We start from the raw sequence: 25372 nt of genomic DNA, 5'->3' as shown, positions 1-25372 counted from the left end.
TGCAGCCGATACACCCCATCAAGCGACGAAAACGATGAATAGCCACAGGGGCAGCAAGTAGCGAAAGATCGCCACTCGACCCGCCTGTTTCAAGCCGGTTCAGGAGAAACTGTCGTAGCCGGCACGGCCTTCGTCCAGAAGCCGCCTGATCACCGCGAGACCATGCGCTAAGTCCTCTCGCCGTTCGGGCTGTGACACGCCAAAGCGGACGCCATGGAAAACCTGTTCGGAGCGCCCCGCCTTGAACTCGTCCTCATCGTCGATCAGCACGCCATGCTCGAGGCAGGCTTGCTTGAAGGTGCCGGAAAGCCATGGATCGGGCAAAGTGAGCCAAACGAACGGCACGTTATCCAACGCCTTGAAGTCGAAGCCGTCGAGTGTCTCGCGAACGATCCCTATGCGCGCGCTGATTTCGGCAATGCTGCGTTTGCGCATCTCGCTGGCCTGGCCGGACAGCACCAGCCGGCTGCCCACCTCTGCCAGCAGGAAGGCGAGGCCGCCGGTCATCATCTTGTGGGCGACCCTGATGCGGTGGCGATAGGCCGGCGGGCAGGCTAGCCAGCCGCTACGAACACCCGCCGCGACCGATTTCGACAGGCCGCCGGCAACGATTGTCCGTTCCGGCGCATATTCGGCGAGCAATGGTGTTGGGTCGTCTGTCATGCCGCCATAGAGATCATCCTCAATCAGGACGACATTGTATTGACGGGCGACGCGCGCGATGGCCTCGCGGCGCGTTGCCGACAGCGTCACCAATGTCGGGTTCTTGGCCGTCGGCATCAGGAACATTATTTTCGGATGTTTTTGCGCACAGACGCGCTCGAAATCATCGGGATCGATGCCTTCGTCGTCCGCCGCCACCAGTGCGGTCCGGCGCCCGATCAGGCCGGCGCTGCGGGAAATCTGCGAGTAGGTGAGGTGCTCGAAGACAACATAGTCGCCGGGAGTGGTGAGCCCCGCAATTGCTGCCATCACCGCGGCATGGGTGCCGAGCGTCGGAACGATGGTATCCGCGGTCGGGCGAAAGGAATTGCGCGACAGCCAGCTTCTGCCTGCCTCAAACCAGCGGTCCGGGAAATCGCGCGTGTAGCTTGAAATCTCGTGCGGATAGTCCTGCGTTGTGCGCGAAAGCACATCGGCGACAATGGCGCCCTGGCCAGTGTCGGGCGCGGCCGTGCTGTCGAGGCGCAGTTTGTCGCGAGGCGCATCGAAGTAGTAGCGCGTGCCTTGCTCGACAGGTTCCAGGAAATCCGGCTTCGCGACATCCAGGCGCTGCGTCAGGACATAGGTTCCGCGCCCAACTTCGCCGCTGACCAATCCGCGCTCCCGCAGCAGCTGATAGGCCCTGCCGACGGTGCCGACGGTCGTGCCGATATCGTATGCCAGATCCCGTTGCGGCGGCAGTTTTGTCCCTGCATCGATCACGCCCCGATCAATGTCCGTTTCAATGGAATCCGCCAACCGCTGATAGAGCGGGCCGGGGCCTGTGGTGAGATCTGGAAGCCAACTTGTCATGGTAACAATTTTCTATATTGCGCCGAAATATGAGTCAATACATATGAAGCATCTGGCAAAAAGGGTACAATCGCAGATATTGGCGGAAAAGCAATGGATACAATCGGCACAATTCGCTATGCGGAAGCTGAGTTACGGACTGCGCGGCCATCAGGTCGGAGGACCTATGTCAATCGTCTCGTCCGCGTGGTCAGGTCGCTCTTCAAGTGGATCGACACCATGGTCGATCGCCGGCGCAGCCGGCTGATATTGCTGGAGATGACCGACGATCAGCTCAAGGATATCGGCGTCTCGCGCTGCGATGCCCACCGTGAGGGTCTGCGGCCGTTCTGGGACTGAAAAGAAGGTCTCAGGAAGCCGTTTTCGTACCTTGATGGACGCCAGGGCTCCTCATCCGCGAGATGCCGTGATCGGCAAGCACGGCGACTACGCACAGCGCGAGAAAAAGCCCGGTGATGCCGAGCGCCGAGACGGCGACGCTGGCCGCGCCGTTCTTGGCGACATCGAGGAACGGGTAGGGCACTTCGCCCGATATCGGCGCCCGCGTCAGTGCATAGGCCAAATAGGCGACCGGATAGATCATCCACCAGGAGATGTCGCGCCACCGCGTCGAGCCATCGGCGCCTGCCACAAGCCACCACAGCACGAACAGCACCGGCGTCACATAGTGCAGCAGGACATCGCAGAGCAGGAACAGGCCCTGCGGCTGCCAAAGCTGCGCCAGGACCGTGGCATAGACGATGAAGACCAGCGTTATGGCAACCGCTACGCCGGCCCGTGTCCGCGGCCCGGCAAAGGCTGGGAACCAGGCGTAGCCACCGGGTGACAGCAGCGAAACATGCACGAGCACGGCGCCGATATTGGTCAGGATGGTGAAGAAGCTGAAATAGAAGACCAGCGAGCCAACAAAACTGCGGCCGGCTTCCATCGACGCCGGAACGGTTATGCAGATTTGCAGGACAAGCCCGGCCAGACCTATGACCAGACCCGCTATCTGCAGCAAGCGGGCCATGACGCTACGCCGCCGTACCGCAGGCCGGGTTGCCTGTCTGCCAGCGCGCGATGTCCGAGCCGATGCGTGCACCGAGCGGCTCGTCCATCAGCGGACCGTAGACGTCGATGCGGCGTGAATTGCCTTGCGCCTGCACGACCAGCAACGGCTTTCCGCCATAGTGTTTGACCGGGACTAGCAGGAAGCGCGGCGTGCCGGTGAACGAATTCAGCTCGTTGGCCATCTGATAGGGCTTGAAGGCAGGATCCTTGTTGGCGATCCAGCATTTGTGGGCGGCGATCGCCACCTGTTCCATGGCAAGCAGCGACGCGCTCTTGCCCGAAGGTGCCGGCGCGTTCTTCGGCTTCGATTGGCAGGAGGCGAGCACAAGGCCGGCGGTGGCGACGAGAGCGAGGCGGGCGATCGTCTGTCTCAGGCTCATGCGGCCGCCCTGTTTCGAGTTCGGGAAAAGGATGAATGCTGGAGATATCAAGCGGCGATGCCGAGGGCACTTTCGAACAGTGCCCGGCCGTCGCTGCCGCCATGTGCCGCTTCGATCAGGTTCTCGGGATGCGGCATCAGGCCGAGCACATTGCCCTGGCCGTTGATGATGCCGGCAATGTCGTTGATCGAGCCGTTGGGATTGGTGCCTTCGGCATAGCGAAAAACGACCTGGCCTTCGCCTTCGAGCCTGCGAAGCGTCTCGTCGTCGGCAAAATAATTGCCGTCGTGATGCGCCACCGGCGAGCGGATGATCTGGCCCGGCTGATAGCGGCGGGTGAACATGGTGTTGGCGTTGGCGATCTGCAGCTTGACTTGCCGGCAGACGAATTTCAGCGACGTGTTGCGCATCAAGGCGCCCGGCAAAAGGCCGGCCTCGACCAGGATCTGGAAGCCGTTGCAGACGCCGATGACCATGACGCCCTTGGCTGCTTTTTCAGCCACCGCCCGCATCACAGGCATGCGCGCGGCAATGGCGCCGCAGCGCAGATAGTCGCCGAAGGAGAAGCCGCCAGGGATGGTGATCAGGTCGACATCGGGGATTTCGGTGTCGGTCTGCCAGACCGTGACCGGTGGCATTCCCGAAATCTTGGTCAGCGCCGCGATCATGTCGCGGTCACGGTTGAGGCCTGGCAGGAGGACGACGGCTGATTTCATTTCGGTTCGTAAGGCCTCTGGGCTTCGGCAAGTTCACGCAGGTCTAAGCGGCGTTCGATATGTTCCAGGCGCTCGTCCTGGCGAGCCAGCACGCCGTAGATGTTCTTCACGTCACCCTCGGTGGCAATGAGATGGCCGCGGATAGAGCCAAGCTCGGACTTTACCTCCCCGAGCGTCAAATCCATCCTGTCCAGCCGCGACTGAATGGACTTGAGGACTTCAAATATCAAGCTTCCATCAATCTCGGCCATCTGCCCTCCTGCACAACCTCAGGTAATGGCCACACTATAGTTCTCAATCACCGTATTCGCCAGAAGCTTGTCGCACATCGCTTTGAGATCGGCTTCGGCCTTGGCCCTGTCGCTCTCAGCAAGCTCGACATCGAAAACCTTGCCCTGCCGCACATGGCCGACGCCGTCAAAGCCCATCCCGGACAGCGCATGTTCGATCGCCTTGCCTTGCGGGTCGAGCACGCCGTTCTTGAGAGTGACGGTAATGCGGGCCTTGATCACGCTGGACATGCTCCTGTTCAAAGTGTTGAGCGGCAAAAATCTCAGTGCGGCTTGCCTTTGACGCCATCGGTCGAGGCGACGAGCACTGGTCCGGCGGGACGCGGCGGCTCGTTCTCGTTCATGATGCCGAGGCGGCGGGCGACTTCCTGATAGGCTTCGACCAATCCGCCCATGTCGCGGCGGAAACGATCCTTGTCGAGCTTGTCCTGCGTCGCCACGTCCCACAGACGGCACGAGTCCGGCGAGATCTCGTCAGCAACGACGATGCGCATCATGTCGCCTTCGAACAGGCGGCCGCACTCGATCTTGAAGTCGACGAGCTGGATGCCGACGCCCATGAACAAGCCGGAGAGGAAGTCGTTGACGCGGATGGCCAGCGCCATGACGTCGTCGATCTCCTGAGGACTCGCCCAACCGAAAGCGGTGATGTGCTCTTCAGACACCATCGGATCGTCGAGCGCGTCGGCCTTGTAATAGAATTCGATGATCGAGCGCGGCAGCACCGTGCCTTCCTCGATGCCGAGACGCTTGGCCAGCGAACCGGCGGCGACGTTGCGGACGACCACCTCGAGCGGAATGATCTCGACTTCCTTGATCAGCTGCTCGCGCATGTTGAGCCGGCGGATGAAGTGGGTCGGAATGCCCATCCGGTTGAGATGGTTGAAGATATGCTCGGAAATGCGGTTGTTGAGCACGCCCTTGCCATCGACGATTTCGTGCTTCTTCTTGTTGAAAGCGGTCGCGTCATCCTTGAAGAACTGGATCAGCGTTCCCGGCTCAGGTCCCTCATAGAGGATCTTGGCCTTGCCTTCATAAATGCGGCGGCGATTTTTCATCTGATTTTTCTCTGGATTTCCGGGCAGGCGGCAAACGACCAGTTCCTGTCCGTATGCCTAAATTAGTGCGGCAACGGTAGGGGTTCAATGCCGGTGTCTATCCCAATCGCACTGTTTGCTCAATCGGCAAATCCTTTCAATCAACCGCTTTCCGGAATGAAATGCCGCAGCGCAGCAAGTGATGTAGCATATTGACCGGCCCGCGGCCTTTTGGTTTGTGCTTCGGCAACACATATTCAACCGCCAGCGAATCGGATTTGACCGGAGGGATGCCATGATCGATATGAAAGACCGCGAAGAGGGTTTCGAGCGCAAATTCGCATTCGACGAGGAGCTCCGGTTCAAGGCTTCGGCGCGCCGCAACAAGGCGCTCGGCCTGTGGGCCGCCGAAAAGTTGGGCAAGTCCGGACCCGATGCCGAAGCCTATGCCAAGCAGGTCGTGGTCGCCGACATCGAGGAAGCTGGCGATCACGACGTTTTCCGCAAGATACGCAAGGATTTCGACGAAGCCGGGGTCGACCAGTCGGACCACCAGATTCGCCGCACCATGGACGATCTGATGGCGCAGGCGATTGAACAGATCAAGAACACCTGATCTCTCTCTGAGCCAAATCGACTTGCTGGACCAATCGACCGCCCGGGTAGACCGGGCGGTTTTTCTTTGCCTTTGCAGCCATTTCCGGCTGAATTGCTGCAACCAAAGAGGAAACCGCCTATGTCCCTGAAGTCACGCCTTGCGGCCGATGAAACGTTGTGCACCGCATGGTCCGGCGTGCCTGATGCCCTTACGGTCGAGATTCTTGCCCGACAGGGTTTCGATGCCGTCACGCTCGACATGCAGCATGGCGGGCATCACGAGGACAGTGTGCTGCGCGGCCTTGGGCCGGTGCTGGCCGCCAACAAACCGGCGCTGGTGCGCATTCCGGTCGGCCGCTTCGACATGGCCAGCCGCGCGCTCGATTTCGGCGCTGAGGCGGTGATTGCGCCGATGGTGAATTCTGTGGCGGACGCCAGGCTGTTTGCCGCCGCCATGAAGTACCCGCCGCTCGGCGAGCGCTCCTGGGGTCCGACTTATGCCTTTCCGCGCCATGGCAAGGGCGATTATGCCGACTGGCTGCGCGACAGCAACGAGCGCACCATGGCTTTCGCTATGGTCGAGACGCGCGCCGCCCTCGATGCGCTCGACGGCATCCTCGACACGCCGGGTATCGACGGCATCTTCCTCGGCCCATCGGATTTCTCGATTGCCTGGTCGAACGGCGCCACCGTCAACTCGACGCTCGAAAGCATGATGGAAACCGTCGCCTCGATCGCCGAGCGGACACGCAAGGCCGGCAAGCATGCCGCGATCTACGTCGTCGAGCCGGCCATCGCCGGCCGCGTGGTATCGATGGGCTATCGGCTGCTGGCCATGGGCTCCGAGCATGCGCTGATCGGTCTGGGGGCAAAGACCCTGCTGAAGAGCGTCAAGGACTCGATCGGGTCCTAAAGATCCGTCAGGAATTTCGCAAAAGTCATCGATCCTTCGGGCCACGGCCCGAAACCGGAATCTGCATTGAGATGTCCGGCATCGCCGGCGTCGATGAACAGCGAGCCCCAGGCGCCGGCAATGTCCTCGGCGACGCCGAACGCGCAGAACGGGTCGTTGCGGCTGGCGATCACCACCGAAGGGAATGCCAGTGGCTCGCGCGGATAGGGGCCGAAGGTCATCAAGTGCCTGGGTTTTATCTTGGGATTGGCGACGTCGGGCGGCGCCACGAAGAAGGCTCCGGCGACCGGGCGCTGGAACTGCGGCATTGCCTGGATTGCGGCCGCGACCCCAAGCGAATGCGCGACGATGACGACCGGCCGCTCGGCCTCGTTAACCGCCTTCGCCACGCTCGCCGTCCAGTCCTGGCGCACCGGCTTCGACCATTCTGCCTGCTCGACGCGGCGTGCCGTCGACAATTTCGATTGCCAGCGGCTCTGCCAATGGTCGGGACCGGAATTGGTATACCCCGGCACGATGAGAATATCTGCATCTCTGACTTTCATGGCGCGCATGTAGCGAGCACCGTTGCTTCGCGCAACCGTGTCGAGCCGGCCTGGCGATCAAAATGGTGAACACCATGTTCGCTTCTTGCCATCTTGTGTGAACGATCGCGATCGACGATCTGTCGTCGAGAAAGAAACAGCCGTGTAAATGAGAAACAGGATTTTGGAACTGACACGACGTACAATGGTAGGTGGCGCCGGGCTCCTGGCTTTGGGAATCTCGTCGACGGCCGCCCAAACGGAGAGTTTGATGAGCGAACTGCCTTTTGCCGCCACGACCCCGGTCAGCGTTGCCCGCGTCGGGTTGCGGGCGCGCGATGCCGAAAATCTCGCTGCCTATTATCGCAACGTCGTCGGCCTGCAGGAGCTGAGCCGCGCAGGCGGCACGATTACGCTGGGCGCTGCCAATCGTCCCTTGCTCGACATCGAGGCGGATGCAGTGGCGAAGCCCGACGATCCGCGCAGTGCCGGCCTCTTCCACACTGCCTTCCTGCTGCCCAGCCGGGCCGATCTCGGCCGTTGGATCAACCACGCCATCGCCAACAAGATCGGCATCGAGGGCGCTTCCGACCATCTGGTCAGCGAGGCGCTTTACCTGACCGACCCTGAAGGCAATGGCATCGAGATCTATGCCGACCGCCGCCGTGAGGACTGGAAATGGAATGGCGACAAGATAGCGATGGCGACCGAACGGCTGAACATCTCCTCTGTCGTTGCCGAAGTGCCGGCCGGCGATGCCGGCTGGCAGGGTGCGCCGGACAACAGCATCATCGGACATGTCCATCTGCGCGTCGGCAGGCCGGAAGACGCCGAAGCCTGGTGGCATCAGGAATTCGGCTTTGACACAGTGGCGAAATATGGCAGCGCGGCGGTGTTCTTGTCGTCAGGCGGCTACCACCACCATATCGGCGCCAATGCGTGGCAGAGTGCCGGTGCCGGCCGACGCGATCCTTCTCGGTCCGGTCTAGCCTGGGTGGAAATGCGTTCAGACAATGTGGCTGATGCAACGGCCCGTGAGGACCCATGGGGCACGGTGATCAGGACCGTTCCCGGCAAGGCTTGAGCGTTTTGGAAGCCTGTTAGAGCCGGGCTTTTTCCAACAAGCGACCGAGCATGAGCAGGCCCGCCGGCCAAAGGCCGAGGCGGGTTTCGTTTCCCATATGGCCGAGATCGCCGGCATCGGCGAGATCCGCGCCCCAGGCCGCGGCGAAGGCCGTCGCCTGGTCGAAGGTGACGCGCGGATCGGTGCGGCTGGCCACCACCAGGGTCGGAAAAGGCAAGCGTTTCAACGGCATCGGCGCAAAGGGACGAACAAGGTCGAAGGACGGATCAGGGTCCTCGACATTGGTTGCGGCAACCAGCAACGCGCCCGCAACCTTGTTGAGCTGGCTTTCGCTGGCGCCGGCTGCCCATTTCACCGCCGTCGCCACCGCCAGCGAGTGTGCAAGCAGCACCACGCGCCGAGGTGCTGCGGCGATCGCGGCGTCCACCCGGCCAATCCAGTCCTCGGGGCTCGGCCTGTCCCATTCGGCCTGCAGCACGCGGCTCGAATTGGGGAGTGCCCGGCACCAATGCGACATCCAGTGATCTGGCCCGGAATTACCGCGCCCCGGCAGGGCGAGAAAATCGAATTCTCCAGCCGCCGAAATCATCACGCTTCTCCGAACACCCGCTTGAAGATCGTGTCGACATGCTTGGTATGATAGCCAAGGTCGAATTTTTCACGGATCTCGGCTTCGGGCAAGACTGCGGTGACCTCCTTGTCGGCGAGAAGTTCTTCAAGGAAATCAGCGCCTTGCTCCCAAACCTTCATGGCGTTACGCTGCACCAGCCGGTAGGCATCCTCACGGCTGACGCCCGCCTGGGTCAGCGCCAGCAGCACGCGCTGCGAATGCACGAGGCCGCGGAACTTGTTCATGTTCGTCAGCATGTTGTCGGGATAGACGAGCAATCTGTCGATGACACTGGTCAGCCGCGACAGCGCGAAATCGAGCGTCACCGTCGCATCCGGGCCGATCATGCGCTCGACCGACGAATGCGAAATGTCGCGCTCGTGCCAGAGCGCCACGTTCTCCATCGCCGGCAGCGCGAAGGAACGCACCATGCGGGCAAGCCCGGTGAGGTTTTCGGTCAGCACGGGGTTGCGCTTGTGCGGCATCGCCGACGAGCCTTTCTGTCCGGGCGAAAAATACTCTTCCGCCTCCAGCACCTCGGTGCGCTGCAGATGGCGGATTTCTGTCGCCAGCCGTTCGATCGACGAGGCGATGACACCCAGCGTCGCGAAGAACATCGCATGACGGTCGCGCGGGATCACCTGCGTCGACACCGGCTCCGGCTTCAATCCGAGTTTCTTCGCCACATGCTCTTCGACATAGGGGTCGATATTGGCGAAGGTGCCGACAGCACCTGATATGGCGCACGTCGCAATGTCTTCACGCGCGTGCACCAGCCGCTCGCGGCAGCGCGAGAATTCAGCATAGGCCTGCGCCAGCTTGACGCCGAAGGTGGTCGGCTCGGCATGGATACCGTGGCTGCGGCCGATGGTGACGGTATCCTTGTGTTCGAAGGCGCGACGCTTGAGCGCCGCCAGCAGCGCGTCGATGTCGGCCAAAAGGATGTCGCTGGCGCGACTGAGCTGCACGGCAAAGCAGGTGTCGAGAACGTCCGAGGAGGTCATGCCCTGATGGATGAAGCGGGCATCCGGCCCGACGAATTCGCTGAGATGGGTGAGGAAGGCGATGACGTCGTGCTTGGTGACGCGCTCGATCTCATCGATGGCCTCGACGTCGAACTTCGCCGCCCCGCCCTTTTCCCAGATGGTCTTGGCGGCCTCCTTCGGGATCACGCCGAGCTCGGCCAATGCGTCGCAAGCGTGGGCCTCGATCTCGAACCAGATGCGGAACCGGGTTTCGGGCGACCAGATGGCCACCATTTCCGGCCGGGAGTAGCGAGGGATCATCGGTCAGTCCTGACTTGCGAGGGCGTTCGACCGCGTCCTAACAGAGGCTGACAAAATGCTCAACGCTGCTGCCGCGCAAACCAGATGCTGGCGAGAGCGAGCGCTATGAAACCGAGCGGAAAATAAAGCCGGATGCCCAGAACGATGAATTGATAGAACGCCGTCGCCACAGTGTGCACGAACTGGATGGACCAGGCGATGGTCAGTGCCGGTTCATGCCACTGGGCATAGTAGGAACGGTAGTGCAGCGCAAAGAGCCCGCCGGTGAAGCTGATCGTAGTGGCAAGAAGACAGACAAACGCGGCCGCCAAGGCGACTTGCCAATGCCGTCCGAGCGAGACGAGCCGCGCCAGGAACAGGCCAACCGGAAAGGCGAGCGCACCGCCTGCCGCATAGAGCAACGAGACGAAGCGGATCTTTGCCGGGGTCTCCCAGTCGTCCAGCAGCAGATTGACAAGCGCGCTGGCGCCCATCGCTGCGGCCCACAGCAGGGCGCCACAGGCCGCGGCGCCCGGCGATGGCAAGGTCTTGCGGATGCGATCCCGGACGCGGTTGCGTATGACGGGGAGCGGCGTCACAGCCGGCCGGTCACCGCGATCCAGCGATAGTCCGGCCCTTCGAAGCCATATTGGCGCACCGCAATCAGCACGGCGTAGGCGCTGAGGCCTTGCAACGAAAATGTCTGCACCGCACCAATGCGGTAGCCGTTCGGGCAGCCTCTGCTTTTGGGGATCGACTTGTCCTCGTGCAGAAGCTCGGTCTTGCCGCCGTTTTTCGCCTCGATGCGCAGCAGGCGAAAGCCGTTGATCTCGCCCAGGCTCTGGCAGGTTTCGGTGTCGTTCATGCCGATCTCGTCGAGCCGGAACTCGAGCGGATCGTCGACCGGCGAGAAGATCGGCCGCGGGTTGACCACCATGCGGAACGGATCGGCCGAAAGTTCGGTCACCGGGTTGAAGCCGGCGGTGATGCCGCGGTTCGCGGTCAATTCCGACTGCTTGATGATGGCTTCGCCTTTCTGCCTGGCGGCAAGGCGCGCTGCCTCAAGCGTTGCGTTCTCGTCGTCAAGCCGCACCCTGATCGGCGTGCCCTTCAGAAAACTGTCGTCCGCGGTGTTGATGTAATAGCGATTGGCATAGGGGAATCCTGATCCGTCCTGGACGCCATATTCCTCGAAGGCGAAGACGCCGCCATCCCCGGTGAAGCCGAGGATTTCAAGCTCGGCGACGTCGCCGGCATGCGCGGCGAGCGAAGTCGTAAACTGGGCAAGGAGGGAAACGGCAAACAGAACAAGAATTCGCATGGTGTTACTCCCGGCAGCCAAGGTCGATTCATCACTATCACGACGCGGTCAAGACGTCGTGCGGTCTGAAACGCAACGCCGATGCATCCAATCGTGCCGTCATTTGTTATTGTCGGCAGCTTCAAATGGAGACCCCACCATGACCGATGCAGCCAAGATTCGCCAACACATGGAAGTGATCGGCGCCGACGGCGTCCATGTCGGCACCGTCGACAAAGTTGAGGGACAAAGAATCAAGCTGACCAAGCGTGACAGCGGCGAGGGCGCTCATAGGGGCCATCATCACTTCATTCCGCTCAGTCTCGTTGCCGAGATTGAGGGTCAGAAAGTGCGGCTGTCGGCAAATTCGGATGTCGCGGTCACCTTCGAGGAAGAAAAATCCGACCCCACCTGATCACGGGCCATTTGATTACGGCCCATTTGATTACGGCAGCGCGCATTCAGCGCGACGACCAGACCGGAAACAGGTCGCCTTTGGCAGGCGTCGCGGCAAAGACGCCGCGGCTGATGGCACGCGCCATGGTGGCGCCGGCCGCTGCGTAGAGGTCGATGGCGTCGTTGGGCGCCAGCTCGATGCCGCTCTTGCCGGTCGCCAGCGCGAAAACCAGATCCCCGTCGGCCGGCGTGTGTGTCGGCCAAATGGCGTGGACGAAGCCGTCATGCGCTGATATCGCCAGGCGTTTGGCGGCAGCCTTGGTGAGAACGGCATCCGTGGCGATGACGGCGATGGTCGTGTTGCCGCCGACCGCCGTCCGTGTCCCAACATGCTTGTCGCGAAACTTCAGCAGGATCCGTTTCGCGTCCTCCGGCATCGGCGAGGGATAGCCAAGCCCGCCGAACTCGTCGCCGATCTCGAAGGGTGCGGCCCAGAAATGCCTGCCACGGGCGATTGTCACCGAGCCGGTCGGGTTGACGGCGGCGAGCGCGCCGATGGTGACGCCGCTGTCGAGCACCGTCGAGGCCGATCCGAGGCCGCCCTTGAGGCCGGAACTCAATGCACCGGTGCCCGCGCCGACCGTGCCGAGCGGAAAGTCGCTGCCGACCGCCTGTGCCGCCTCATAGCCGAGATCGCGATAGGGCGGATACCGGCCCCAATCCTTGTCGCCGCCATTGCGCAGGTCGAACAGGATCGCCGCCGGGACGATCGGCACGCGAAAGCCGCCGACCTCCACCCCGACGCCGTTTTCGCGCAGCGCCGCCTGCACGCCGGAGGCGGCATCGAGACCGAAGGCCGAGCCGCCCGAAAGCACCACGGCATGGATCGCCTCGATCGAATTGTGCGGCTCGAGCAGGTCGGTCTCGCGGGTGCCCGGCGCACCGCCCAGGATCTGCACACCGGCCACCGCCGGTTCGTCGCAGACGACGGTGGTCACCCCGGACTTCAGCCTCACATCGGAAGCATTGCCGACGCGCAGGCCAGCGACATCGGTGATGAGATTGCGCGGCCCTGTACGAAACATCATTGGTCCTCGATCGGCACGAACCGGACGCCGTTGAAACGGAAGACCCGATAGAGGTTCTCGGTCAAGTCGCCCTTGCCGTCAAAGCGGACGGGCCCGATCGCGGTGCTGAAGTCATGCGCGGTAAGCGCATCGGCCAATGGCTTGCTGGAGGTTTCCGCCAGCGCCGAGGCCGCCTTGGCGATCTCGACCGCCGCATAGGCCGGCAGCGTGTAGCCGTCCGACACGATCTCTCGGGCGGCAAACGCCTCCAGCACCTTGGGGTCGGCGACATCGGCCCATTCGGGCGGCGCGATCATCAGCGTGCCCGTCGCATAGGGTGCGTCGCCGGGCAGCGTGCGCAGTGTTTCGCCGCCGGCAAAAATGATGCCGGCATCGAGCTGGCCGGCGTCGCGGCCCATGATGGCGACGTCGCTGCCGTCGCCGCCGGCGAAGACATGCGTTGCGCCGGCTTTCCTCAGCCGCCCGATCAGTCCGATCTGGTTATCGAGCTGCGGCCGGAACGTGTCGACGAACACTGGCTTCAGCGCCGCCTGTTCGGCTGCCGCCCGAAGCGTCTCGGCGATCTCGCGGCCGTAGATCGTGCCGTCGTCGACGACGGCGAACAGCTCGCTCTGCCACAGCCGTGTGAGGATGGTGGCGACGGCGTTGCGCTCGTCGTCGCCGCGCGGCCCGAGACGAAAGACCGGCCAGCCGGTCTTGGCGCGCCGGTCGGTCAGGCTTTCGGTGCGCACCCCGACGGTGATGACGGGTATGCTGGCCTCCTTCAGGATGGGCAGCGCCGCCTCGATCGCCTCGGTGCAGAGGAAACCAACGACCACGCCGACTTTCGCCGCGGCGAATTCCCTGGCTGCGGCAGCCCCTCCATTGGCCGTGCATCCGTCGTCGACCAACTTGAGCTCGACGCCGTTCGCCTTTGCCGCCAAGCTGGCGCCCGCCTCGATCTGCTTGCCGAGGATCGCCGACGGCCCGGATAGCGGTGCTGCAACGCCGACCAGCAGCGTCTCAGCGTTCGCATTGCCGGCGAGAGACAGCCAGGCCAGCACCGCTATTGTCGTTGTCCTGGGTCGCATGCGAGCGAAGAATTCCTCCGCGCCGGTCGCGTGTTTGCCGGCGCCACTTCCTGCCAAGACCTAAAGGCTGGCTAGCTTCCACGCAACACGCGAAATTCAGGATGCATGTCAACCACTTCGCTTGTGGCATGCAATATGCCGCCATATATAACGGTTGGGTTCACCTCGCTTCAAACCAATGGAAATCGCCGGTGCTGAAGAAGAACGACATAGGGCCGCAGGCCTATCGCGACGCGATGAGCCATTTTGCCGGCCACGTCCATGTGGTCACCACCGATGGCCCCAGTGGCAGGCGCGGTGCGACGGTCATTGCGGCCTGTTCGGTCTCGGACACGCCGCCGACCATCCTGGTTTGTCTCAATAGCGAAAATCCCAAGAACGAGCCGTTCGTCAGGAACGGCAAGTTCGCCTTGAACACGCTGGCTTCGCACCAGGAGGCGTTGGCGGTCGGCTTTTCCGGTCTCACAGGCCTGCCGGTCGAAGAACGTTTCGCGCTGGGCGAGTGGGACGTGATCTCGACCGGTGCGCCGACGTTGAAGGGCGCGCTTGCCGTGTTCGACTGCGAACTGATCGACATCAAGGATCTGGCCACCCACCGTGTGCTTTTTGGCAAGGTGACAGGCCTGCGCATCGGCGATAATTTGCGGCCGCTGATCTATCACGACCGCGACTACCACGTTCTGTGACGGGTATGGTTGCACTCACGGAGAGAGCATGACCGAGTTGAAACCGCGTCCCGCGCCGCGGACGATCGACGAGACGCTCGATCTCCTGACCGGCGCGGACTATGTGGCGGATCGGTCGTTGGCGACCGTGCTGTTTTTATCGCTGCGCATGAAACGGCCGCTGTTCCTCGAAGGCGAGGCCGGTGTCGGCAAGACCGAGATCGCCAAGGTGCTGGCGCAAGCGCTCGGCCGCCGGTTGATCCGCCTGCAGTGCTATGAAGGCCTCGATGTCTCGTCGGCCGTCTACGAGTGGAACTACGCCGCGCAGATGATCGAGATCCGCATGGAGGAGGCGGCCGGCAAGGTCGATCGCTCCGACATGGAGCGCAACGTCTTTTCCGAAAAATACCTGATCCGCCGCCCGGTGCTCGACGCGCTGACCGGCAAGGCGGGCGCCGCTCCGGTCTTCCTGATCGACGAGCTAGACCGCACCGACGAGGCCTTCGAGGCATTCCTGCTCGAGATCCTCTCCGACTTTCAGGTGACAGTGCCCGAACTCGGCACGATCAAGGCGGAGGAGTCGCCGATCGTCATCATCACCACCAACCGCACCCGCGAGATCCACGACGCGCTGAAGCGGCGTTGCCTCTATCACTGGGTCGATTATCCCAATGCCGAGCGCGAATTGGAGATCGTGCGCAGAAAAGTGCCGCAGGCCAACAGCCGGCTGTCGGCGGAGGTGGTTTCGTTCATCCAGAAGCTGCGCCAGATTGAGCTGTTCAAGGTGCCGGGTGTCGCCGAGACCATCGACTGGGCCGGCGCGCTGACCGAACTCGACAAGGTGGCGCTCGATCCGGAAACCATTTCCGACACGATCGGCGTGCTGCTGAAATACCAGGACGACATTGCCCGTATCGAGCAGGGCGAAGGCCGGCGCATCCTCAACGAGGTGAAGGCCGAGCTTTCGGCGGCGGAGTAGGGCGATGGCAACGTCGCGTCCCGAACCGAAAGAGGCCACGCCGGACGGGCGGATCGCCGACAACATCGTCTATTTCGCCCGCACCTTGCGCAAGGCCGGCATGCGGGTCGGCCCGGCCTCAGTCAAAGACGCGATCGAGGCGGTGCTGGCCGCCGGCATCGGTTCCCGCGACGATTTTTACTGGACGCTGCATGCCGTTCTGGTCTCGCGGCATGAGGATCACCCCACCTTCGACGAGACGTTCCGGCTGTTCTGGAAATCGCACGAGCTGATCGAAAAGATGCTGGCGATGTTTTCGCCGGTGGCGCCCGACATTAGAGAGAAGCAGAAGCCGCGCGCCGCGGAAAACCGCGTCAGCCAGGCGATGTTCGAGGGTCATCAGAAGAACCAGCCGGTGCAGGAAATCCCCGAGATCGAGGTCGACGCCCGCTTCACCTTTTCCGGCAACGAGGTGTTGAGGGGCAAGGATTTTGCCCAGATGAACGCCGCCGAGATGACTGACGCCAAGAAGGCGATCGCCGAGTTGCGGCTGCCCTTCGACATGGTCAGGACACGGCGCTTCAAATCCAATGCGCATGGCCGCCGCATCGATCCGCGCGCCATGATGCGCTCGGCCGCGCGCACTGGCGGCGAACTGATCCTGCCGAAATTCCGGTCACCGCGCGAGGTTCACCCGCCGCTGGTCGTGCTTGCCGATATTTCCGGTTCGATGAGCCAGTACACGCGCATCTTCCTGCATTTCCTGCATGCGCTGACCGAAAAGCGCCGGCGCGTGCACGCTTTCGTTTTCGGCACCAGGCTGACAAATCTGACGCGGCAGATGCGCCATCGCGATCCCGACGCGGCACTCGCCGATTGCTCGGCGACGGTGAAGGACTGGTCGGGCGGCACCCGCATCGGCGATACGCTGGCCGAATTCAACCGGCTGTGGTCGCGGCGTGTGCTGGGGCAGGGCGCTGTCGTTCTCCTGATCACCGATGGGCTGGAGCGCGACGACGTTGCCGGCCTGTCGGAGGAGATGGAGCGTCTGCACAAATCCTGCCGGCGGCTGATCTGGTTGAACCCGCTGCTGCGCTTTGACGGCTTCGAGGCCCGCGCCCGTGGCGTCAAGGCGATGCTGCCGCATGTCGACGAGTTCCGCTCGGTGCACAATCTCGATGCGCTCGCCGACCTCTGCGCGTCGCTGGACAAGAAGTCGGCGCGCTCCGTCGACCCACGCCGATGGATTGAGGGTGGCGCGAGAAGCGCCGCATAGCCATATGTTTTCTCCGGGAGAAACGGTGATGGAAAGCAGTATTTATCTCGACGAGGCACGCGATCCGCTGATCATCGCGGAAGGCTGGATGAAGGACGGCAAGCATGTCGCCATTGCCACTGTGGTCGAGACCTGGGGCTCGGCGCCGCGTCCGGTCGGCAGCCATCTTGTCATCGACGCGGACGGCAATTTCCACGGCTCCGTCTCTGGCGGCTGCGTCGAAGGCGCGGTGGTGACCGAGGCGGTCGACGTCATCGACAGCGGCCAGGCTAAGATGCTGGAGTTCGGCGTCGCCGACGAAACCGCTTGGCAGGTCGGCCTGTCCTGTGGTGGGCGCATCAAGGTCTATGTCGAGCGGTTGGGTTAGAAGCATGATCCCGAACCGAAGGTCCGCGTCAGCGAAAAGTGGGAACCGGTTTTCGGACAAGATCATGCTCAAACAAGAGATCTTTTGATGGATCCATTCGCCTTAAAGACGCTGAACGCCGAACGCCGCGCCCGCCGCGCGGCGATTCTGGTCACCGATCTCGGCGACGGCCGCGATCGCATCGTGCGCGAAGGCGATCAGGTTGCCGGCGAATTGGGCGCTGCGATCGCCAAGGCGTTTCGATCAGGCAATTCCGGGTCGGTCGAGGCGGAAGGACGAACCTTCTTCCTCAATGCCTATCTGCCGCAGCCGCGCCTGTTGGTGATCGGCGCCGTTCATATCAGCCAGGCACTGGCGCCGATGGCCAAGATCGCCGGCTATCCCGTCGAGATCGTCGATCCGCGCACGGCCTTTGCCACAGCAGACCGCTTTCCCGATGTGGCGCTGCATGCCGAATGGCCGGAGGACATCCTGAAACGCCAGCCGCTCGACAGCTATACGGCGCTGGCCGCCATCACCCATGATCCGAAGATCGACGACTTCGCGCTGAAGGCCGCGCTCGACGCCAACTGCTTCTATGTCGGGGCGCTCGGCAGCCGCAAGACCCATGCTAAGCGCGTCGAGCGCCTGCTCGCATTGGGCGCGACCGCCGACCAGATCGCCCGTATCCACGCGCCGATCGGCTTGGACATCGGCGCAGCGAGCCCGGCCGAGATCGCGGTAGCGGTGCTGGCACAGGCGATCCACGCCTTTCGCTCGCGCGGCCTCGAAGCCAAGGACGCGGTGGCGTGAAATTTGGTCCAATCCCCGTAGATACGGCCGAAGGCGCGGTGCTGGCGCACGCCACTACCGCCGGAGAACGGCGTTTCCGCAAGGCACATCGGTTAAGTGCCGATGACCTGTCACTGCTGAAAGCGGCCGGGGTCAACGAGGTTGTAGCCGCTGTCCTTGCGCCCGATGATCTTAGCGAGGACGCTGCTGCCGAAAAAATCGCCGAAAGCATGATCCACCGCAACATCGAGGCTAAGCCCGCCGCAACCGGCCGGGTCAACCTCCATGCTCAAGCGGCCGGCATCTTCACCGTCGATGCGGCGATGATCGACGCCATCAACGCCGTCGATCCGACCATCACCATCGCCACCTTGGCGCAGCACGCGCCGGTCGAAAAGGGCCAGATGGTCGCGACGGTGAAGATCATTCCCTTTGCCGTTGCCTCGGTCTTGGTCGATGCCGTGACAAAAATCTGCGCCGGCAGCGAGATCTTTGCCGTCAATGCCTATCAGCCGGTGCGCGTAGGCGTCATCCAGACGGTGTTGCCCGGCATCAAGCCGAGCGTGCTCGACAAAACGTTGCGTGTCACCGAAGCCCGCCTGGCGCGCTCGGGCGGCCGGCTGACGGCGGAGCGCCGCACGCCGCACGAAATTGGCCCCGTTGCGGAAGCTGCGGCCTCGCTGGCGCGCGACAACGACATGGTGGTGATCTTCGGCGCCTCGGCGATGAGCGATTTTGGCGACGTCGTCCCGGCGGCGATCGAGAGGGCCGGCGGGACCGTCATCCGCGCCGGCATGCCGGTCGATCCCGGCAATCTGCTGGTGCTCGGCACACTTGGCGGCAAGCGCATTATCGGTGCGCCTGGCTGCGCCCGCAGTCCCAAGGAGAACGGCTTCGACTGGGTTCTCGACCGGTTGATTGCCGGCATCGACGTGACGGCCAACGATATTGCCGGCATGGGTGTCGGCGGTTTGTTGATGGAGATCCCGACGCGGCCGCAGCCGCGCGAGCCGCTGCCGGCCAGGGCCGAGTTGAAGGTCGATGTCGTGCTGCTGGCCGCTGGCCGCTCCAGCCGAATGGGCGGCCCGAACAAGCTGCTGGCGCTGTTCGACGGCAAGCCGCTGGTGCGCCGCACCGCCGAGCGCGCGCTCGACTCGAAAGCCTCTGATACAATCGTCGTTACCGGCCATCAGCGCGAGCGGGTGCGGACGGTATTGTCGGGCCTCGACGTGACCTTCGCCGACAATCCGGATTTCGCTGACGGCCTGTCTTCATCGCTGAAGGTCGGCATCGCGCGGGTCAGCGGCGACGCCGCCGGCGCCATGATCGTTCTCGGCGACATGCCGGGCGTTTCGTCGGCCGACCTCGACAGGCTGATCGACGCATTCCGCAAGTCCGAGGGCCGATCGGTCGTGCGCGCCTCGCATGAGGGAAAGCGCGGCAATCCGGTGCTGTTGCCGCGCTCGCTGTTTGCGGCGATCGCTCATCTCGAAGGCGATACCGGCGCACGCCATCTGGTCGAGGCCGAGGGGCTTGATGTCGTCGATGTCGAGATCGGCAAGGGGGCGTCCATCGATGTCGACACCCGCGAGGCTCTGGAAGGTGCCGGCGGCGTGCNTCGAAGGCGATACCGGCGCACGCCATCTGGTCGAGGCCGAGGGGCTTGATGTCGTCGATGTCGAGATCGGCAAGGGGGCGTCCATCGATGTCGACACCCGCGAGGCTCTGGAAGGTGCCGGCGGCGTGCTGCAGGATTGACAAACCGAAGCCGAAAAACGCATGCCTGGGGGCATGGCTATTCGTACCGTCCTACCCCCCTCTGGCCTGCCGGCCATCTCCCCCTCAAGGGGGGAGATTGGCAGCGTCGATGCCGGCCCTCACTTTATAAGGCCGACGATTGGCGAAAGCTGGCGCGATATTCAATCTCCCCCCTTGAGGGGGAGATGGCCGGCAGGCCAGAGGGGGGCCTGCGCCCTGCTGATTTCGATGTTTTTCTTGTTTTCCTTCGCCGCTTACGCCGATGCCGTCGAATTGAAGCCCTTCAAGGACAATCTGTTCGCTTATCCGGCCATCCTCTCGTCCGCAAACAACGGCGCCTATACGGTCATCGACTATCGTGAACTGCGCGATATCAACGCCCGCGACGAAATACCGGAGCGCCGCGCGCAGGCGCAGTATGTCGACACCAGTGTGCGCAAGATGCAGCAGGATCTGTCGCTGAAGACCGATGCCGGCAGTATCCGCCACGTCGCCGTCGGCCGCACGCAAGGCGCCTCGATCATCGTGCTCTACCTGCACGGGCAGGGCGGCAGCCGCAAGCAGGGCGTCGACGACTTCACCTTCGGTGGCAATTTCAACCGCATCAAGAACCTGATGGCCAGCAATGGCGGCCTCTATCTCTCCCCGGACTTTTCCGATTTCGGCGACACGGGTGCTGCCCAAATCGCCGCGCTGATCGGCCACTATGCCGAACGGTCGCCAGGTGCGAAGATCTTCGTCGCCTGCGGCTCGATGGGCGGCGCATTGTGCTGGAAGCTTGCTGCCCGCAAGGATATGGGCGGCCGCATCGACGGGTTGCTGCTGCTCGGCTCGCTGTGGGATGAAACTTTCTTCTCCAGCCCCGCCTTCAAGCGCCGCGTTCCGGTTTTCTTTGGCCAGGGCAGCAAGGACCCGGTGTTTCCAGTCGAGAAACAGGAAGCCTTCTTCCGTTCGATACTGGCCAAATCGAAAACTTATCCGGCCCGCTTTGTCCGCTTCGAGACCGGCACGCACGGCACGCCGATCCGCATGACCGACTGGCGCGGCACGCTCAACTGGATGCTGTCGAAGGCCCCTTAAGGCGCGGTGTTGTAGTCCACCACCGTCTGCGGGTTGATCTCGCCGTCATAGGAGGCGTCGACATCGTACTGCACCAGCGAGAAATTGCCGTTGCGAAACAGATAGGTCCCGGCTGACGAGGCGTCACCGACGCCGCGCCACTTGTTGAGGGACGAGATCGTCTTGGTGCCGTCGTCATATTCGGAATTGACCAGCTGGTCGTCGGTCTCGAAGCCGATGACGTTGATCGCCTCGACCTTACCCTCGCTATCGTTGTTCTCATAGTGGATATCGAGCTCCGGCGAGGCGAACTGCAACTGCCGGACACCGGATACATCATCCGCGATGTAGTAGACGGCACTCTCATTGTAGGCAGCCATCGAGCAGAAGAAGCGGAATAGCCGCGTCTCGCGTTCGGGCTCGTCGGCCTCGGCGCCGGCATCCTTGTAGCGGAGGGAGTAGGCATCCGGCTCTCCCAAAGGCTCGCCGCCAGGCATTTCCTTGTCGCATTGTTCGCCATAGGTCGCTGCAAACGCCTTCTTGGCCTGCTCCAGCGCCGCATCCTTCTTCGGCGGCGGTGGTCCGTCGCCGCAGCTTTCTGGCATAGCGTTCTCGAAATCGGCCTTGGACGGCTTCAGTGCGCCCTTGTCGATGAAGATCGGGCGGAACGGCGGTTCCTGGATCGAGGCATTGACCTGGCGCAGCGTGTAGCAGCCGGCAAAGACATTTTCGCTGCCATCCTTGGCTGTCGCCCGGATGGCGACCGGAACATTGTAATAGATGCTGCCGGCCGCCCCGTCTTCCGACACGCCGCCGGTTTTGACATCGACGCTTTCGGTGCCGTCATAGCCTTTGACGAAGGCACCGAAATCCTTGGCCGGCTTGGTGTCGCCGAAATAGTCCCAGGCGCGCGCGAATTCTTGCCGGTTGATGGCACTGTAGAGCGAGCGGATGACCGCTTCGGCGTCCGACCTGTCATCGACATAGGGCGCTGCGGCGGCGAGCACTGGTTGGCCTGTCACGGCCAGGGAGAAAAAAGCGGTCGCTGCGAAAAGGGCGCTTCTCATCGGGAATCTCCACCAGATGGGAAATCCTATCATACCGATTGCGGCGACGTGGTGACGCTTGAAGAATCGGCTGCGAAGGCGCTACGTCCCGCCGTCGGCGTTCCCGCCGGATAGGAGATTCACGTGACCATATCGATGTACGAAGCGTCTGTGCCGGTGTTTTCGGCCAGGTTGAAGGCGCTATCCAACGTGCTGAGCATCGCCGAGCAGAATGCGCTCGACCGGAAGATCGATCCGCAGGTGTTTTTGACGTCGAGGCTGGCGCCGGACATGTACGCGCTGACGAGACAGGTGCAGATCGCCACCGACCACGCCAAGGGCGCCCCATCGCGGCTTGCCGGCCGCGAGGTGCCCAAATACGAAGACAACGAGGCGAGCTTTGCCGATCTCCAGGCGCGTATCGCCAAGACCGTCGACCATCTGGCGACATTCTCGGCTGCCGATATGGACGGCTCCGATGACAGAATGATCGAGCTGAAGCTTGGCCAGCGCGAATTCTCGATGGCCGGCATGCAGTATCTGCTGCATCTCGCCATGCCCAATTTCTATTTCCACCTGACCACCGCCTACGACATTCTGCGTCACAATGGCGTGCCGCTGAGCAAGGCGATTTTCATGGGATCGCGTTGAAGAATGGCGAGGAGATATCCCGGTCGGAGCCGGGATATCCGACTAGCGTGAGGACATTTCGCGGGCGACGCGCGGGAAGTCGGCTGGTTTGATGCCGATATCCGCACGGTCGGCATTGCTCATCGAATGAAGCAGCGCCAGAGCCGCGCGATAGCGCAGACGTTCCTGCGGACGAGGACGGGCGAACATTTCAGTGAGGAAACCCATGATTCAAGCCCCTGGTTGGTCCTCCCCGAGTCGCAATATAGGCAAATCATGACAATTGTGCAGTGCAGCATTTGCATGGCAGCCATGCTGCGCAGGCTTTTTTGATCACAATCGACCAACCGGTGAAACTTCCGGCGCGGGCCGACCGTATAGCTGAACGCCGGCACTGAGCCGGTTTTTCCTCGCCGTTCCTGGCGAAATTCCGGACTGCATGAAAATGCAGTCCGGCTTTTTGTTGACTGCCGCGCGGCCGTTGGCTGGATTCTACGGAAAAGTCGCTGGCGATTGGCGGCGGGCTTGGAGACAGCCCGGGCCCTCCTGTATGCTGCGGCTTCCTGCCCGCGCAGCCGCACAAAAATTTCCCGCCGGAGAAAGTTCCATGCACAAACGCCGCCTCGGTCGGACCGATCTTCTTGTTTCCCAGATCTGCTTGGGATCGATGACTTGGGGCCAGCAGAACACCGAAGCGGACGGCCACGCCCAGATGGATCTGGCCTTTTCGCGCGGCGTCAACTTCATCGACACTGCCGAGCTTTACCCGATCCCGCCCAAGGCGGAGACGCAAGGCTGGACCGAGAAGATCATCGGCAGCTGGATGAAAGCTCGGGGCAACCGCGATCAAGTGATCCTCGCCTCGAAAGTGGTTGGCCGCACCGCCAATGCATGGTTCCGCGGCGGGCGCCCGTCGAAGCTGGTGCGCGCCGACATTTTCGATGCCGTCGAAAAATCGCTGACCAGGCTCAACACCGACTATCTCGATCTCTATCAGATCCATTGGCCGGAACGAGACGTGCCGTGGGGTGCCAACCCGAACCGTATCGGCGCCGTGGCGCCACGGGCCGATTCCGTTGGCGCGCCGGCCGGCGAGACACCGATCGCGGAGACGCTCGCCGTCTTCGACGAGTTGGTGAAGGCAGGAAAAATCCGCCATTTCGGCCTGTCGAACGAAAGTTCCTGGGGCGTCATGCGGTTCGTCGCCGAAGCCGACAAGGGCGCCGGTCCGCGCCTGGTGTCGCTGCAGAACGCCTATAATTTCGTCAACCGCAGCTTCGAGGTGAATCTCGCCGAAGTCTGCGAGCGCGAACAGGTTTCCCTGCTCGCCTATTCGCCGCTGGGACAAGGCTACCTGACCGGCAAATACGATCATGGCGCACGGCCGCTGGGCTCGCGCTCGCAGCTTTTCAATCGCGGCCAGCGCTACGAGGCCCCGAACGCCGCGGAAGCGCAACTTGAGTACAACGAGCTGGCGCGCTCTTTCGGCATGGAGCCGGCTTTGTTTGCCAACGCATATGTCACGAGCCGGCCTTTCGTCGCCTCGAGCATCATCGGCGCGACGACCCTTTCCCAGCTCGAAATGGCGCTGTCTTCCGCCGATGTCGTCTGGACCGAGGAGATGCAGAAGGCGGTCGATGCAATCCACCAGCGTGTCGGTAACCCGTGTCCGTGAGCAGACTTCCGGCTCTGTAAAGTGTGATTACCCAATAATTACAATAGGGGGAGAAAAAAGTGAATTTTCCAATCGAGGTCGTGCGCGAGAAATTTCCAGCACTTTCGCTGACTGACAAGGGCCGTCGTCGCATCTATCTCGACAACCCTGCCGGCACGCAGGTGCCGCAAGCGGTTGCCGACGCGGTGTCGCACTGCCTGCTGACCACCAACGCCAATCTCGGCGGCTTCTTCGAAACCACGATCGCGGCGCAACAGGTTGTCGACGACGCCCATGTGGCGATGGCCGATTTCCTCGGTGCTGCGAGCCCGCAGGAAATCATCATCGGCGCCAATATGACGACGCTGACCTATCACATGTCGCGCACGCTCGGCCGCACGATGAAACCGGGCGACGAGATCATCCTCACCCGCATGGATCACGAGGGCAACGTATCGCCGTGGCTGCAGCTGGCTGAAGACGTTGGTCTTGTCGTACGCTGGCTGGCTTTCGACGAGCAGAGCTGGCAGATCGAGGAGGCGGCGCTTGCCGCGTTGCTCACCAACAGGACGCGGCTGGTCGCCCTGAACTACGCCAGCAATCTGACCGGATCGATCAACCGGGCGAAGGCGCTGACCGGCATTGCCAAGCAGGCCGGCGCGCTGGTCTATGTCGACGCCGTGCAGTTCGCGCCGCACGGACTGATCGACGTGCAGGACCTCGGCTGCGATTTCCTGATCTGCTCGGCCTATAAATTCTTCGGCCCGCATATGGGCATATTGTGGGGCAGGCTGGATGTCATCGATGCGCTGAAACCGTACAAATGCCGCTGTTCGTCCGACACTCTGCCGGAGCGGTTCGAACTCGGCACGCCGCAGATCGAACTGATGGCCGGACTGACGGCCGCGGTCGATTATTTTGCGGAGCTGGGAATTGCGGCAGGCGAGGGTGGCTCGCGCCGCGTCAGGATCGCCAAGGCGTTCGAAAGATCAATCGCTTACGAAAACCCGCTGACGCAAAGACTGATCGACGGGCTGTCGGACATTTCCGGCCTGACGATCCGCGGCATCACCGATCCGGCCCGTGTCGGGGAGCGCGTGCCGACGGTTTCTTTCACCGTCGACGGCATCGTGCCGGAGACGATCGTGCGGCAGATGAATGCTGAAAACATCTTCCTGTGGTCGGGCCACAACTATGCTTGGGAGATCGTCCACCAGCTCGGCATCCCCGCCGAGCAGGGCGTCGTGCGCATCGGCATCGCTCACTACAATACGGCGGCCGAGATCGAAGAGACGCTGGAGAGCGTGCACCGTGTCATCGCCATGCTGCGACAGGAGCGATGCTGACGCG

30 protein-coding genes and 1 pseudogene are annotated in these 25372 nt (G+C 62.6%); 15 read left to right on the top strand and 16 right to left on the bottom strand.

Going from position 1 to position 25372, the window contains the following annotated elements; translation table 11 throughout:
- Positions 1-99: 99 nt before the first annotated feature.
- Complete coding sequence (locus CIT25_RS34750; RefSeq protein ID WP_095489568.1) at positions 100-1515, bottom strand: aminotransferase-like domain-containing protein; 1416 nt, start codon at positions 1513-1515, stop codon at positions 100-102.
- Positions 1516-1608: 93 nt separating this feature from the next.
- On the opposite strand from CIT25_RS34750, the gene CIT25_RS34745 reads away from it, so the two are divergent.
- A complete protein-coding gene (locus tag CIT25_RS34745; RefSeq protein WP_095489567.1) occupies positions 1609-1854 on the top strand; it encodes a DUF1127 domain-containing protein in 246 nt (81 codons plus the stop codon).
- A 10-nt stretch (positions 1855-1864) separates the two neighbouring features.
- On the opposite strand, the gene CIT25_RS34740 is transcribed toward CIT25_RS34745, so the two are convergent.
- The 6 genes from CIT25_RS34740 to purC are packed head-to-tail and all read right to left on the bottom strand — an operon-like array spanning position 1865 to position 5012.
- Complete coding sequence (locus tag CIT25_RS34740) at positions 1865-2527, bottom strand: Pr6Pr family membrane protein (protein WP_095489566.1); 663 nt, start codon at positions 2525-2527, stop codon at positions 1865-1867.
- A 4-nt stretch (positions 2528-2531) separates the two neighbouring features.
- Positions 2532-2948 (bottom strand): hypothetical protein, encoded by a 417-nt coding sequence (locus CIT25_RS34735; protein ID WP_095489565.1) that lies wholly within the window; start codon positions 2946-2948, stop codon positions 2532-2534.
- A 47-nt stretch (positions 2949-2995) separates the two neighbouring features.
- Complete coding sequence (gene purQ, locus CIT25_RS34730; RefSeq protein WP_095489564.1) at positions 2996-3664, bottom strand: phosphoribosylformylglycinamidine synthase subunit PurQ; 669 nt, start codon at positions 3662-3664, stop codon at positions 2996-2998.
- Positions 3661-3915, bottom strand: a complete 255-nt coding sequence (locus CIT25_RS34725) for a hypothetical protein (RefSeq protein ID WP_091591367.1) — start codon at positions 3913-3915, stop codon at positions 3661-3663. Before CIT25_RS34725 ends, purQ begins: the two co-directional genes overlap by 4 nt.
- Positions 3916-3933: 18 nt before the next feature.
- Positions 3934-4176, bottom strand: a complete 243-nt coding sequence (purS, locus tag CIT25_RS34720; RefSeq protein ID WP_095489683.1) for a phosphoribosylformylglycinamidine synthase subunit PurS — start codon at positions 4174-4176, stop codon at positions 3934-3936.
- 41 nt (positions 4177-4217) lie between these two features.
- Positions 4218-5012, bottom strand: coding sequence for a phosphoribosylaminoimidazolesuccinocarboxamide synthase (gene purC, locus CIT25_RS34715; protein ID WP_023674725.1), 795 nt, complete (start codon positions 5010-5012; stop codon positions 4218-4220).
- A gap of 274 nt (positions 5013-5286) precedes the next feature.
- On the opposite strand from purC, the gene CIT25_RS34710 reads away from it, so the two are divergent.
- Both CIT25_RS34710 and CIT25_RS34705 read left to right on the top strand, forming a co-directional pair.
- Positions 5287-5607, top strand: a complete 321-nt coding sequence (locus CIT25_RS34710) for a DUF1476 domain-containing protein (RefSeq protein ID WP_095489563.1) — start codon at positions 5287-5289, stop codon at positions 5605-5607.
- A 120-nt stretch (positions 5608-5727) separates the two neighbouring features.
- Positions 5728-6501 (top strand): HpcH/HpaI aldolase family protein, encoded by a 774-nt coding sequence (locus tag CIT25_RS34705; protein ID WP_095489562.1) that lies wholly within the window; start codon positions 5728-5730, stop codon positions 6499-6501.
- Here CIT25_RS34705 and CIT25_RS34700 read toward each other — a convergent pair.
- Positions 6498-7046, bottom strand: a complete 549-nt coding sequence (locus CIT25_RS34700) for an RBBP9/YdeN family alpha/beta hydrolase (protein WP_095489682.1) — start codon at positions 7044-7046, stop codon at positions 6498-6500. The two genes, CIT25_RS34705 and CIT25_RS34700, sit on opposite strands and share 4 nt — an antisense overlap.
- Positions 7047-7296: 250 nt before the next feature.
- On the opposite strand from CIT25_RS34700, the gene CIT25_RS34695 reads away from it, so the two are divergent.
- On the top strand, positions 7297-8109 hold the full coding sequence (locus CIT25_RS34695; RefSeq protein ID WP_095489561.1) for a VOC family protein: 813 nt from the start codon (positions 7297-7299) through the stop codon (positions 8107-8109).
- A 16-nt stretch (positions 8110-8125) separates the two neighbouring features.
- Here CIT25_RS34695 and CIT25_RS34690 read toward each other — a convergent pair whose 3' ends face one another.
- From CIT25_RS34690 to CIT25_RS34675, 4 genes are read right to left on the bottom strand one after another with little or no spacing between them, the layout of a single operon-like run.
- On the bottom strand, positions 8126-8698 hold the full coding sequence (locus CIT25_RS34690; RefSeq protein ID WP_095489560.1) for an RBBP9/YdeN family alpha/beta hydrolase: 573 nt from the start codon (positions 8696-8698) through the stop codon (positions 8126-8128).
- Positions 8698-10005, bottom strand: coding sequence for an adenylosuccinate lyase (gene purB, locus CIT25_RS34685; protein ID WP_095489559.1), 1308 nt, complete (start codon positions 10003-10005; stop codon positions 8698-8700). The genes CIT25_RS34690 and purB overlap by 1 nt, the downstream gene beginning before the upstream one ends.
- Positions 10006-10064: 59 nt before the next feature.
- A complete protein-coding gene (locus CIT25_RS34680) occupies positions 10065-10583 on the bottom strand; it encodes a hypothetical protein (RefSeq protein WP_095489558.1) in 519 nt (172 codons plus the stop codon).
- Positions 10580-11305 carry a DUF2259 domain-containing protein gene (locus CIT25_RS34675; protein ID WP_095489557.1) on the bottom strand — a complete coding sequence of 242 codons (726 nt, stop codon included), beginning with the start codon at positions 11303-11305 and terminating at the stop codon, positions 10580-10582. Before CIT25_RS34675 ends, CIT25_RS34680 begins: the two co-directional genes overlap by 4 nt.
- Before the next feature lie 139 nt (positions 11306-11444).
- Here CIT25_RS34675 and CIT25_RS34670 point away from each other — a divergent pair, with 139 nt between their 5' ends.
- Positions 11445-11699, top strand: a complete 255-nt coding sequence (locus CIT25_RS34670) for a DUF2171 domain-containing protein (RefSeq protein ID WP_095489556.1) — start codon at positions 11445-11447, stop codon at positions 11697-11699.
- Positions 11700-11745: 46 nt separating this feature from the next.
- Here the strand turns inward: CIT25_RS34670 and CIT25_RS34665 are convergent, their stop codons facing one another.
- On the bottom strand, positions 11746-12765 hold the full coding sequence (locus CIT25_RS34665; RefSeq protein ID WP_095489681.1) for a P1 family peptidase: 1020 nt from the start codon (positions 12763-12765) through the stop codon (positions 11746-11748).
- Complete coding sequence (locus CIT25_RS34660) at positions 12765-13838, bottom strand: branched-chain amino acid ABC transporter substrate-binding protein (RefSeq protein ID WP_095489680.1); 1074 nt, start codon at positions 13836-13838, stop codon at positions 12765-12767. Before CIT25_RS34660 ends, CIT25_RS34665 begins: the two co-directional genes overlap by 1 nt.
- Positions 13839-14029: 191 nt before the next feature.
- Here CIT25_RS34660 and CIT25_RS34655 point away from each other — a divergent pair, with 191 nt between their 5' ends.
- The 7 genes and pseudogenes from CIT25_RS34655 (at position 14030) to CIT25_RS34620 (ending at position 20713) form a co-directional block, all read left to right on the top strand.
- Complete coding sequence (locus tag CIT25_RS34655; RefSeq protein WP_095489679.1) at positions 14030-14524, top strand: flavin reductase; 495 nt, start codon at positions 14030-14032, stop codon at positions 14522-14524.
- A 28-nt stretch (positions 14525-14552) separates the two neighbouring features.
- A complete protein-coding gene (locus CIT25_RS34650; protein ID WP_095489555.1) occupies positions 14553-15482 on the top strand; it encodes an AAA family ATPase in 930 nt (309 codons plus the stop codon).
- Between the two features lie 4 nt (positions 15483-15486).
- A complete protein-coding gene (locus CIT25_RS34645; protein ID WP_095489554.1) occupies positions 15487-16737 on the top strand; it encodes a vWA domain-containing protein in 1251 nt (416 codons plus the stop codon).
- A 28-nt stretch (positions 16738-16765) separates the two neighbouring features.
- Positions 16766-17104, top strand: a complete 339-nt coding sequence (locus CIT25_RS34640) for an XdhC family protein (RefSeq protein ID WP_095489553.1) — start codon at positions 16766-16768, stop codon at positions 17102-17104.
- 87 nt (positions 17105-17191) lie between these two features.
- Positions 17192-17896 carry an XdhC family protein gene (locus tag CIT25_RS34635; RefSeq protein WP_095489552.1) on the top strand — a complete coding sequence of 235 codons (705 nt, stop codon included), beginning with the start codon at positions 17192-17194 and terminating at the stop codon, positions 17894-17896.
- A pseudogene (locus tag CIT25_RS34630) lies at positions 17893-19492 on the top strand (NTP transferase domain-containing protein); the annotation flags it as partial. The gene CIT25_RS34635 and the pseudogene CIT25_RS34630, both read left to right, overlap by 4 nt.
- Positions 19493-19861: 369 nt before the next feature.
- Entirely contained in the window at positions 19862-20713 is an 852-nt protein-coding gene (locus CIT25_RS34620; protein WP_095489550.1) for an alpha/beta hydrolase, read from the top strand.
- Here the strand turns inward: CIT25_RS34620 and CIT25_RS34615 are convergent.
- Complete coding sequence (locus CIT25_RS34615; RefSeq protein ID WP_095489549.1) at positions 20710-21759, bottom strand: DUF1176 domain-containing protein; 1050 nt, start codon at positions 21757-21759, stop codon at positions 20710-20712. The genes CIT25_RS34620 and CIT25_RS34615 overlap by 4 nt on opposite strands.
- Positions 21760-21882: 123 nt before the next feature.
- Here CIT25_RS34615 and CIT25_RS34610 point away from each other — a divergent pair, with 123 nt between their 5' ends.
- Positions 21883-22389, top strand: a complete 507-nt coding sequence (locus CIT25_RS34610; protein ID WP_095489548.1) for a DUF1993 domain-containing protein — start codon at positions 21883-21885, stop codon at positions 22387-22389.
- A 42-nt stretch (positions 22390-22431) separates the two neighbouring features.
- On the opposite strand, the gene CIT25_RS34605 is transcribed toward CIT25_RS34610, so the two are convergent.
- Positions 22432-22596: a hypothetical protein gene (locus tag CIT25_RS34605; RefSeq protein WP_095489547.1), complete on the bottom strand. Its 165-nt coding sequence runs from the start codon at positions 22594-22596 to the stop codon at positions 22432-22434.
- A 379-nt stretch (positions 22597-22975) separates the two neighbouring features.
- On the opposite strand from CIT25_RS34605, the gene CIT25_RS34600 reads away from it, so the two are divergent.
- Both CIT25_RS34600 and CIT25_RS34595 read left to right on the top strand, forming a co-directional pair.
- Positions 22976-24043: an aldo/keto reductase gene (locus CIT25_RS34600; protein ID WP_095489546.1), complete on the top strand. Its 1068-nt coding sequence runs from the start codon at positions 22976-22978 to the stop codon at positions 24041-24043.
- 59 nt (positions 24044-24102) lie between these two features.
- The gene (locus CIT25_RS34595; protein ID WP_095489545.1) at positions 24103-25368 is read left to right on the top strand and encodes a cysteine desulfurase-like protein; all 1266 of its coding nucleotides are present in this window, start codon (positions 24103-24105) and stop codon (positions 25366-25368) included.
- The last annotated feature ends 4 nt before the right edge of the window (positions 25369-25372 follow it).

This window comes from Mesorhizobium mediterraneum, from assembly GCF_002284565.1.
Classification (GTDB): Bacteria; Pseudomonadota; Alphaproteobacteria; order Rhizobiales; family Rhizobiaceae; genus Mesorhizobium; species Mesorhizobium mediterraneum.
The sequence above is the reverse complement of the archived record's forward strand: the minus strand, read 5'-3'. Positions and strand labels throughout refer to the sequence as shown.

Coding starts and splice junctions, on each gene's coding strand:
- CIT25_RS34750 (WP_095489568.1), bottom strand. CDS start 1,515: ATGACAAGTTGGCTTCCAGATCTCACCACAGGCCCCGGCCCGCTCTAT.
- CIT25_RS34745 (WP_095489567.1), top strand. CDS start 1,609: ATGGATACAATCGGCACAATTCGCTATGCGGAAGCTGAGTTACGGACT.
- CIT25_RS34740 (WP_095489566.1), bottom strand. CDS start 2,527: ATGGCCCGCTTGCTGCAGATAGCGGGTCTGGTCATAGGTCTGGCCGGG.
- CIT25_RS34735 (WP_095489565.1), bottom strand. CDS start 2,948: ATGAGCCTGAGACAGACGATCGCCCGCCTCGCTCTCGTCGCCACCGCC.
- purQ (WP_095489564.1), bottom strand. CDS start 3,664: ATGAAATCAGCCGTCGTCCTCCTGCCAGGCCTCAACCGTGACCGCGAC.
- CIT25_RS34725 (WP_091591367.1), bottom strand. CDS start 3,915: ATGGCCGAGATTGATGGAAGCTTGATATTTGAAGTCCTCAAGTCCATT.
- purC (WP_023674725.1), bottom strand. CDS start 5,012: ATGAAAAATCGCCGCCGCATTTATGAAGGCAAGGCCAAGATCCTCTAT.
- CIT25_RS34710 (WP_095489563.1), top strand. CDS start 5,287: ATGATCGATATGAAAGACCGCGAAGAGGGTTTCGAGCGCAAATTCGCA.
- CIT25_RS34705 (WP_095489562.1), top strand. CDS start 5,728: ATGTCCCTGAAGTCACGCCTTGCGGCCGATGAAACGTTGTGCACCGCA.
- CIT25_RS34700 (WP_095489682.1), bottom strand. CDS start 7,046: ATGAAAGTCAGAGATGCAGATATTCTCATCGTGCCGGGGTATACCAAT.
- CIT25_RS34695 (WP_095489561.1), top strand. CDS start 7,297: ATGAGCGAACTGCCTTTTGCCGCCACGACCCCGGTCAGCGTTGCCCGC.
- CIT25_RS34690 (WP_095489560.1), bottom strand. CDS start 8,698: ATGATTTCGGCGGCTGGAGAATTCGATTTTCTCGCCCTGCCGGGGCGC.
- purB (WP_095489559.1), bottom strand. CDS start 10,005: ATGATCCCTCGCTACTCCCGGCCGGAAATGGTGGCCATCTGGTCGCCC.
- CIT25_RS34675 (WP_095489557.1), bottom strand. CDS start 11,305: ATGCGAATTCTTGTTCTGTTTGCCGTTTCCCTCCTTGCCCAGTTTACG.
- CIT25_RS34670 (WP_095489556.1), top strand. CDS start 11,445: ATGACCGATGCAGCCAAGATTCGCCAACACATGGAAGTGATCGGCGCC.
- CIT25_RS34665 (WP_095489681.1), bottom strand. CDS start 12,765: ATGTTTCGTACAGGGCCGCGCAATCTCATCACCGATGTCGCTGGCCTG.
- CIT25_RS34660 (WP_095489680.1), bottom strand. CDS start 13,838: ATGCGACCCAGGACAACGACAATAGCGGTGCTGGCCTGGCTGTCTCTC.
- CIT25_RS34650 (WP_095489555.1), top strand. CDS start 14,553: ATGACCGAGTTGAAACCGCGTCCCGCGCCGCGGACGATCGACGAGACG.
- CIT25_RS34645 (WP_095489554.1), top strand. CDS start 15,487: ATGGCAACGTCGCGTCCCGAACCGAAAGAGGCCACGCCGGACGGGCGG.
- CIT25_RS34640 (WP_095489553.1), top strand. CDS start 16,766: ATGGAAAGCAGTATTTATCTCGACGAGGCACGCGATCCGCTGATCATC.
- CIT25_RS34635 (WP_095489552.1), top strand. CDS start 17,192: ATGGATCCATTCGCCTTAAAGACGCTGAACGCCGAACGCCGCGCCCGC.
- CIT25_RS34620 (WP_095489550.1), top strand. CDS start 19,862: ATGTTTTTCTTGTTTTCCTTCGCCGCTTACGCCGATGCCGTCGAATTG.
- CIT25_RS34615 (WP_095489549.1), bottom strand. CDS start 21,759: ATGAGAAGCGCCCTTTTCGCAGCGACCGCTTTTTTCTCCCTGGCCGTG.
- CIT25_RS34605 (WP_095489547.1), bottom strand. CDS start 22,596: ATGGGTTTCCTCACTGAAATGTTCGCCCGTCCTCGTCCGCAGGAACGT.
- CIT25_RS34600 (WP_095489546.1), top strand. CDS start 22,976: ATGCACAAACGCCGCCTCGGTCGGACCGATCTTCTTGTTTCCCAGATC.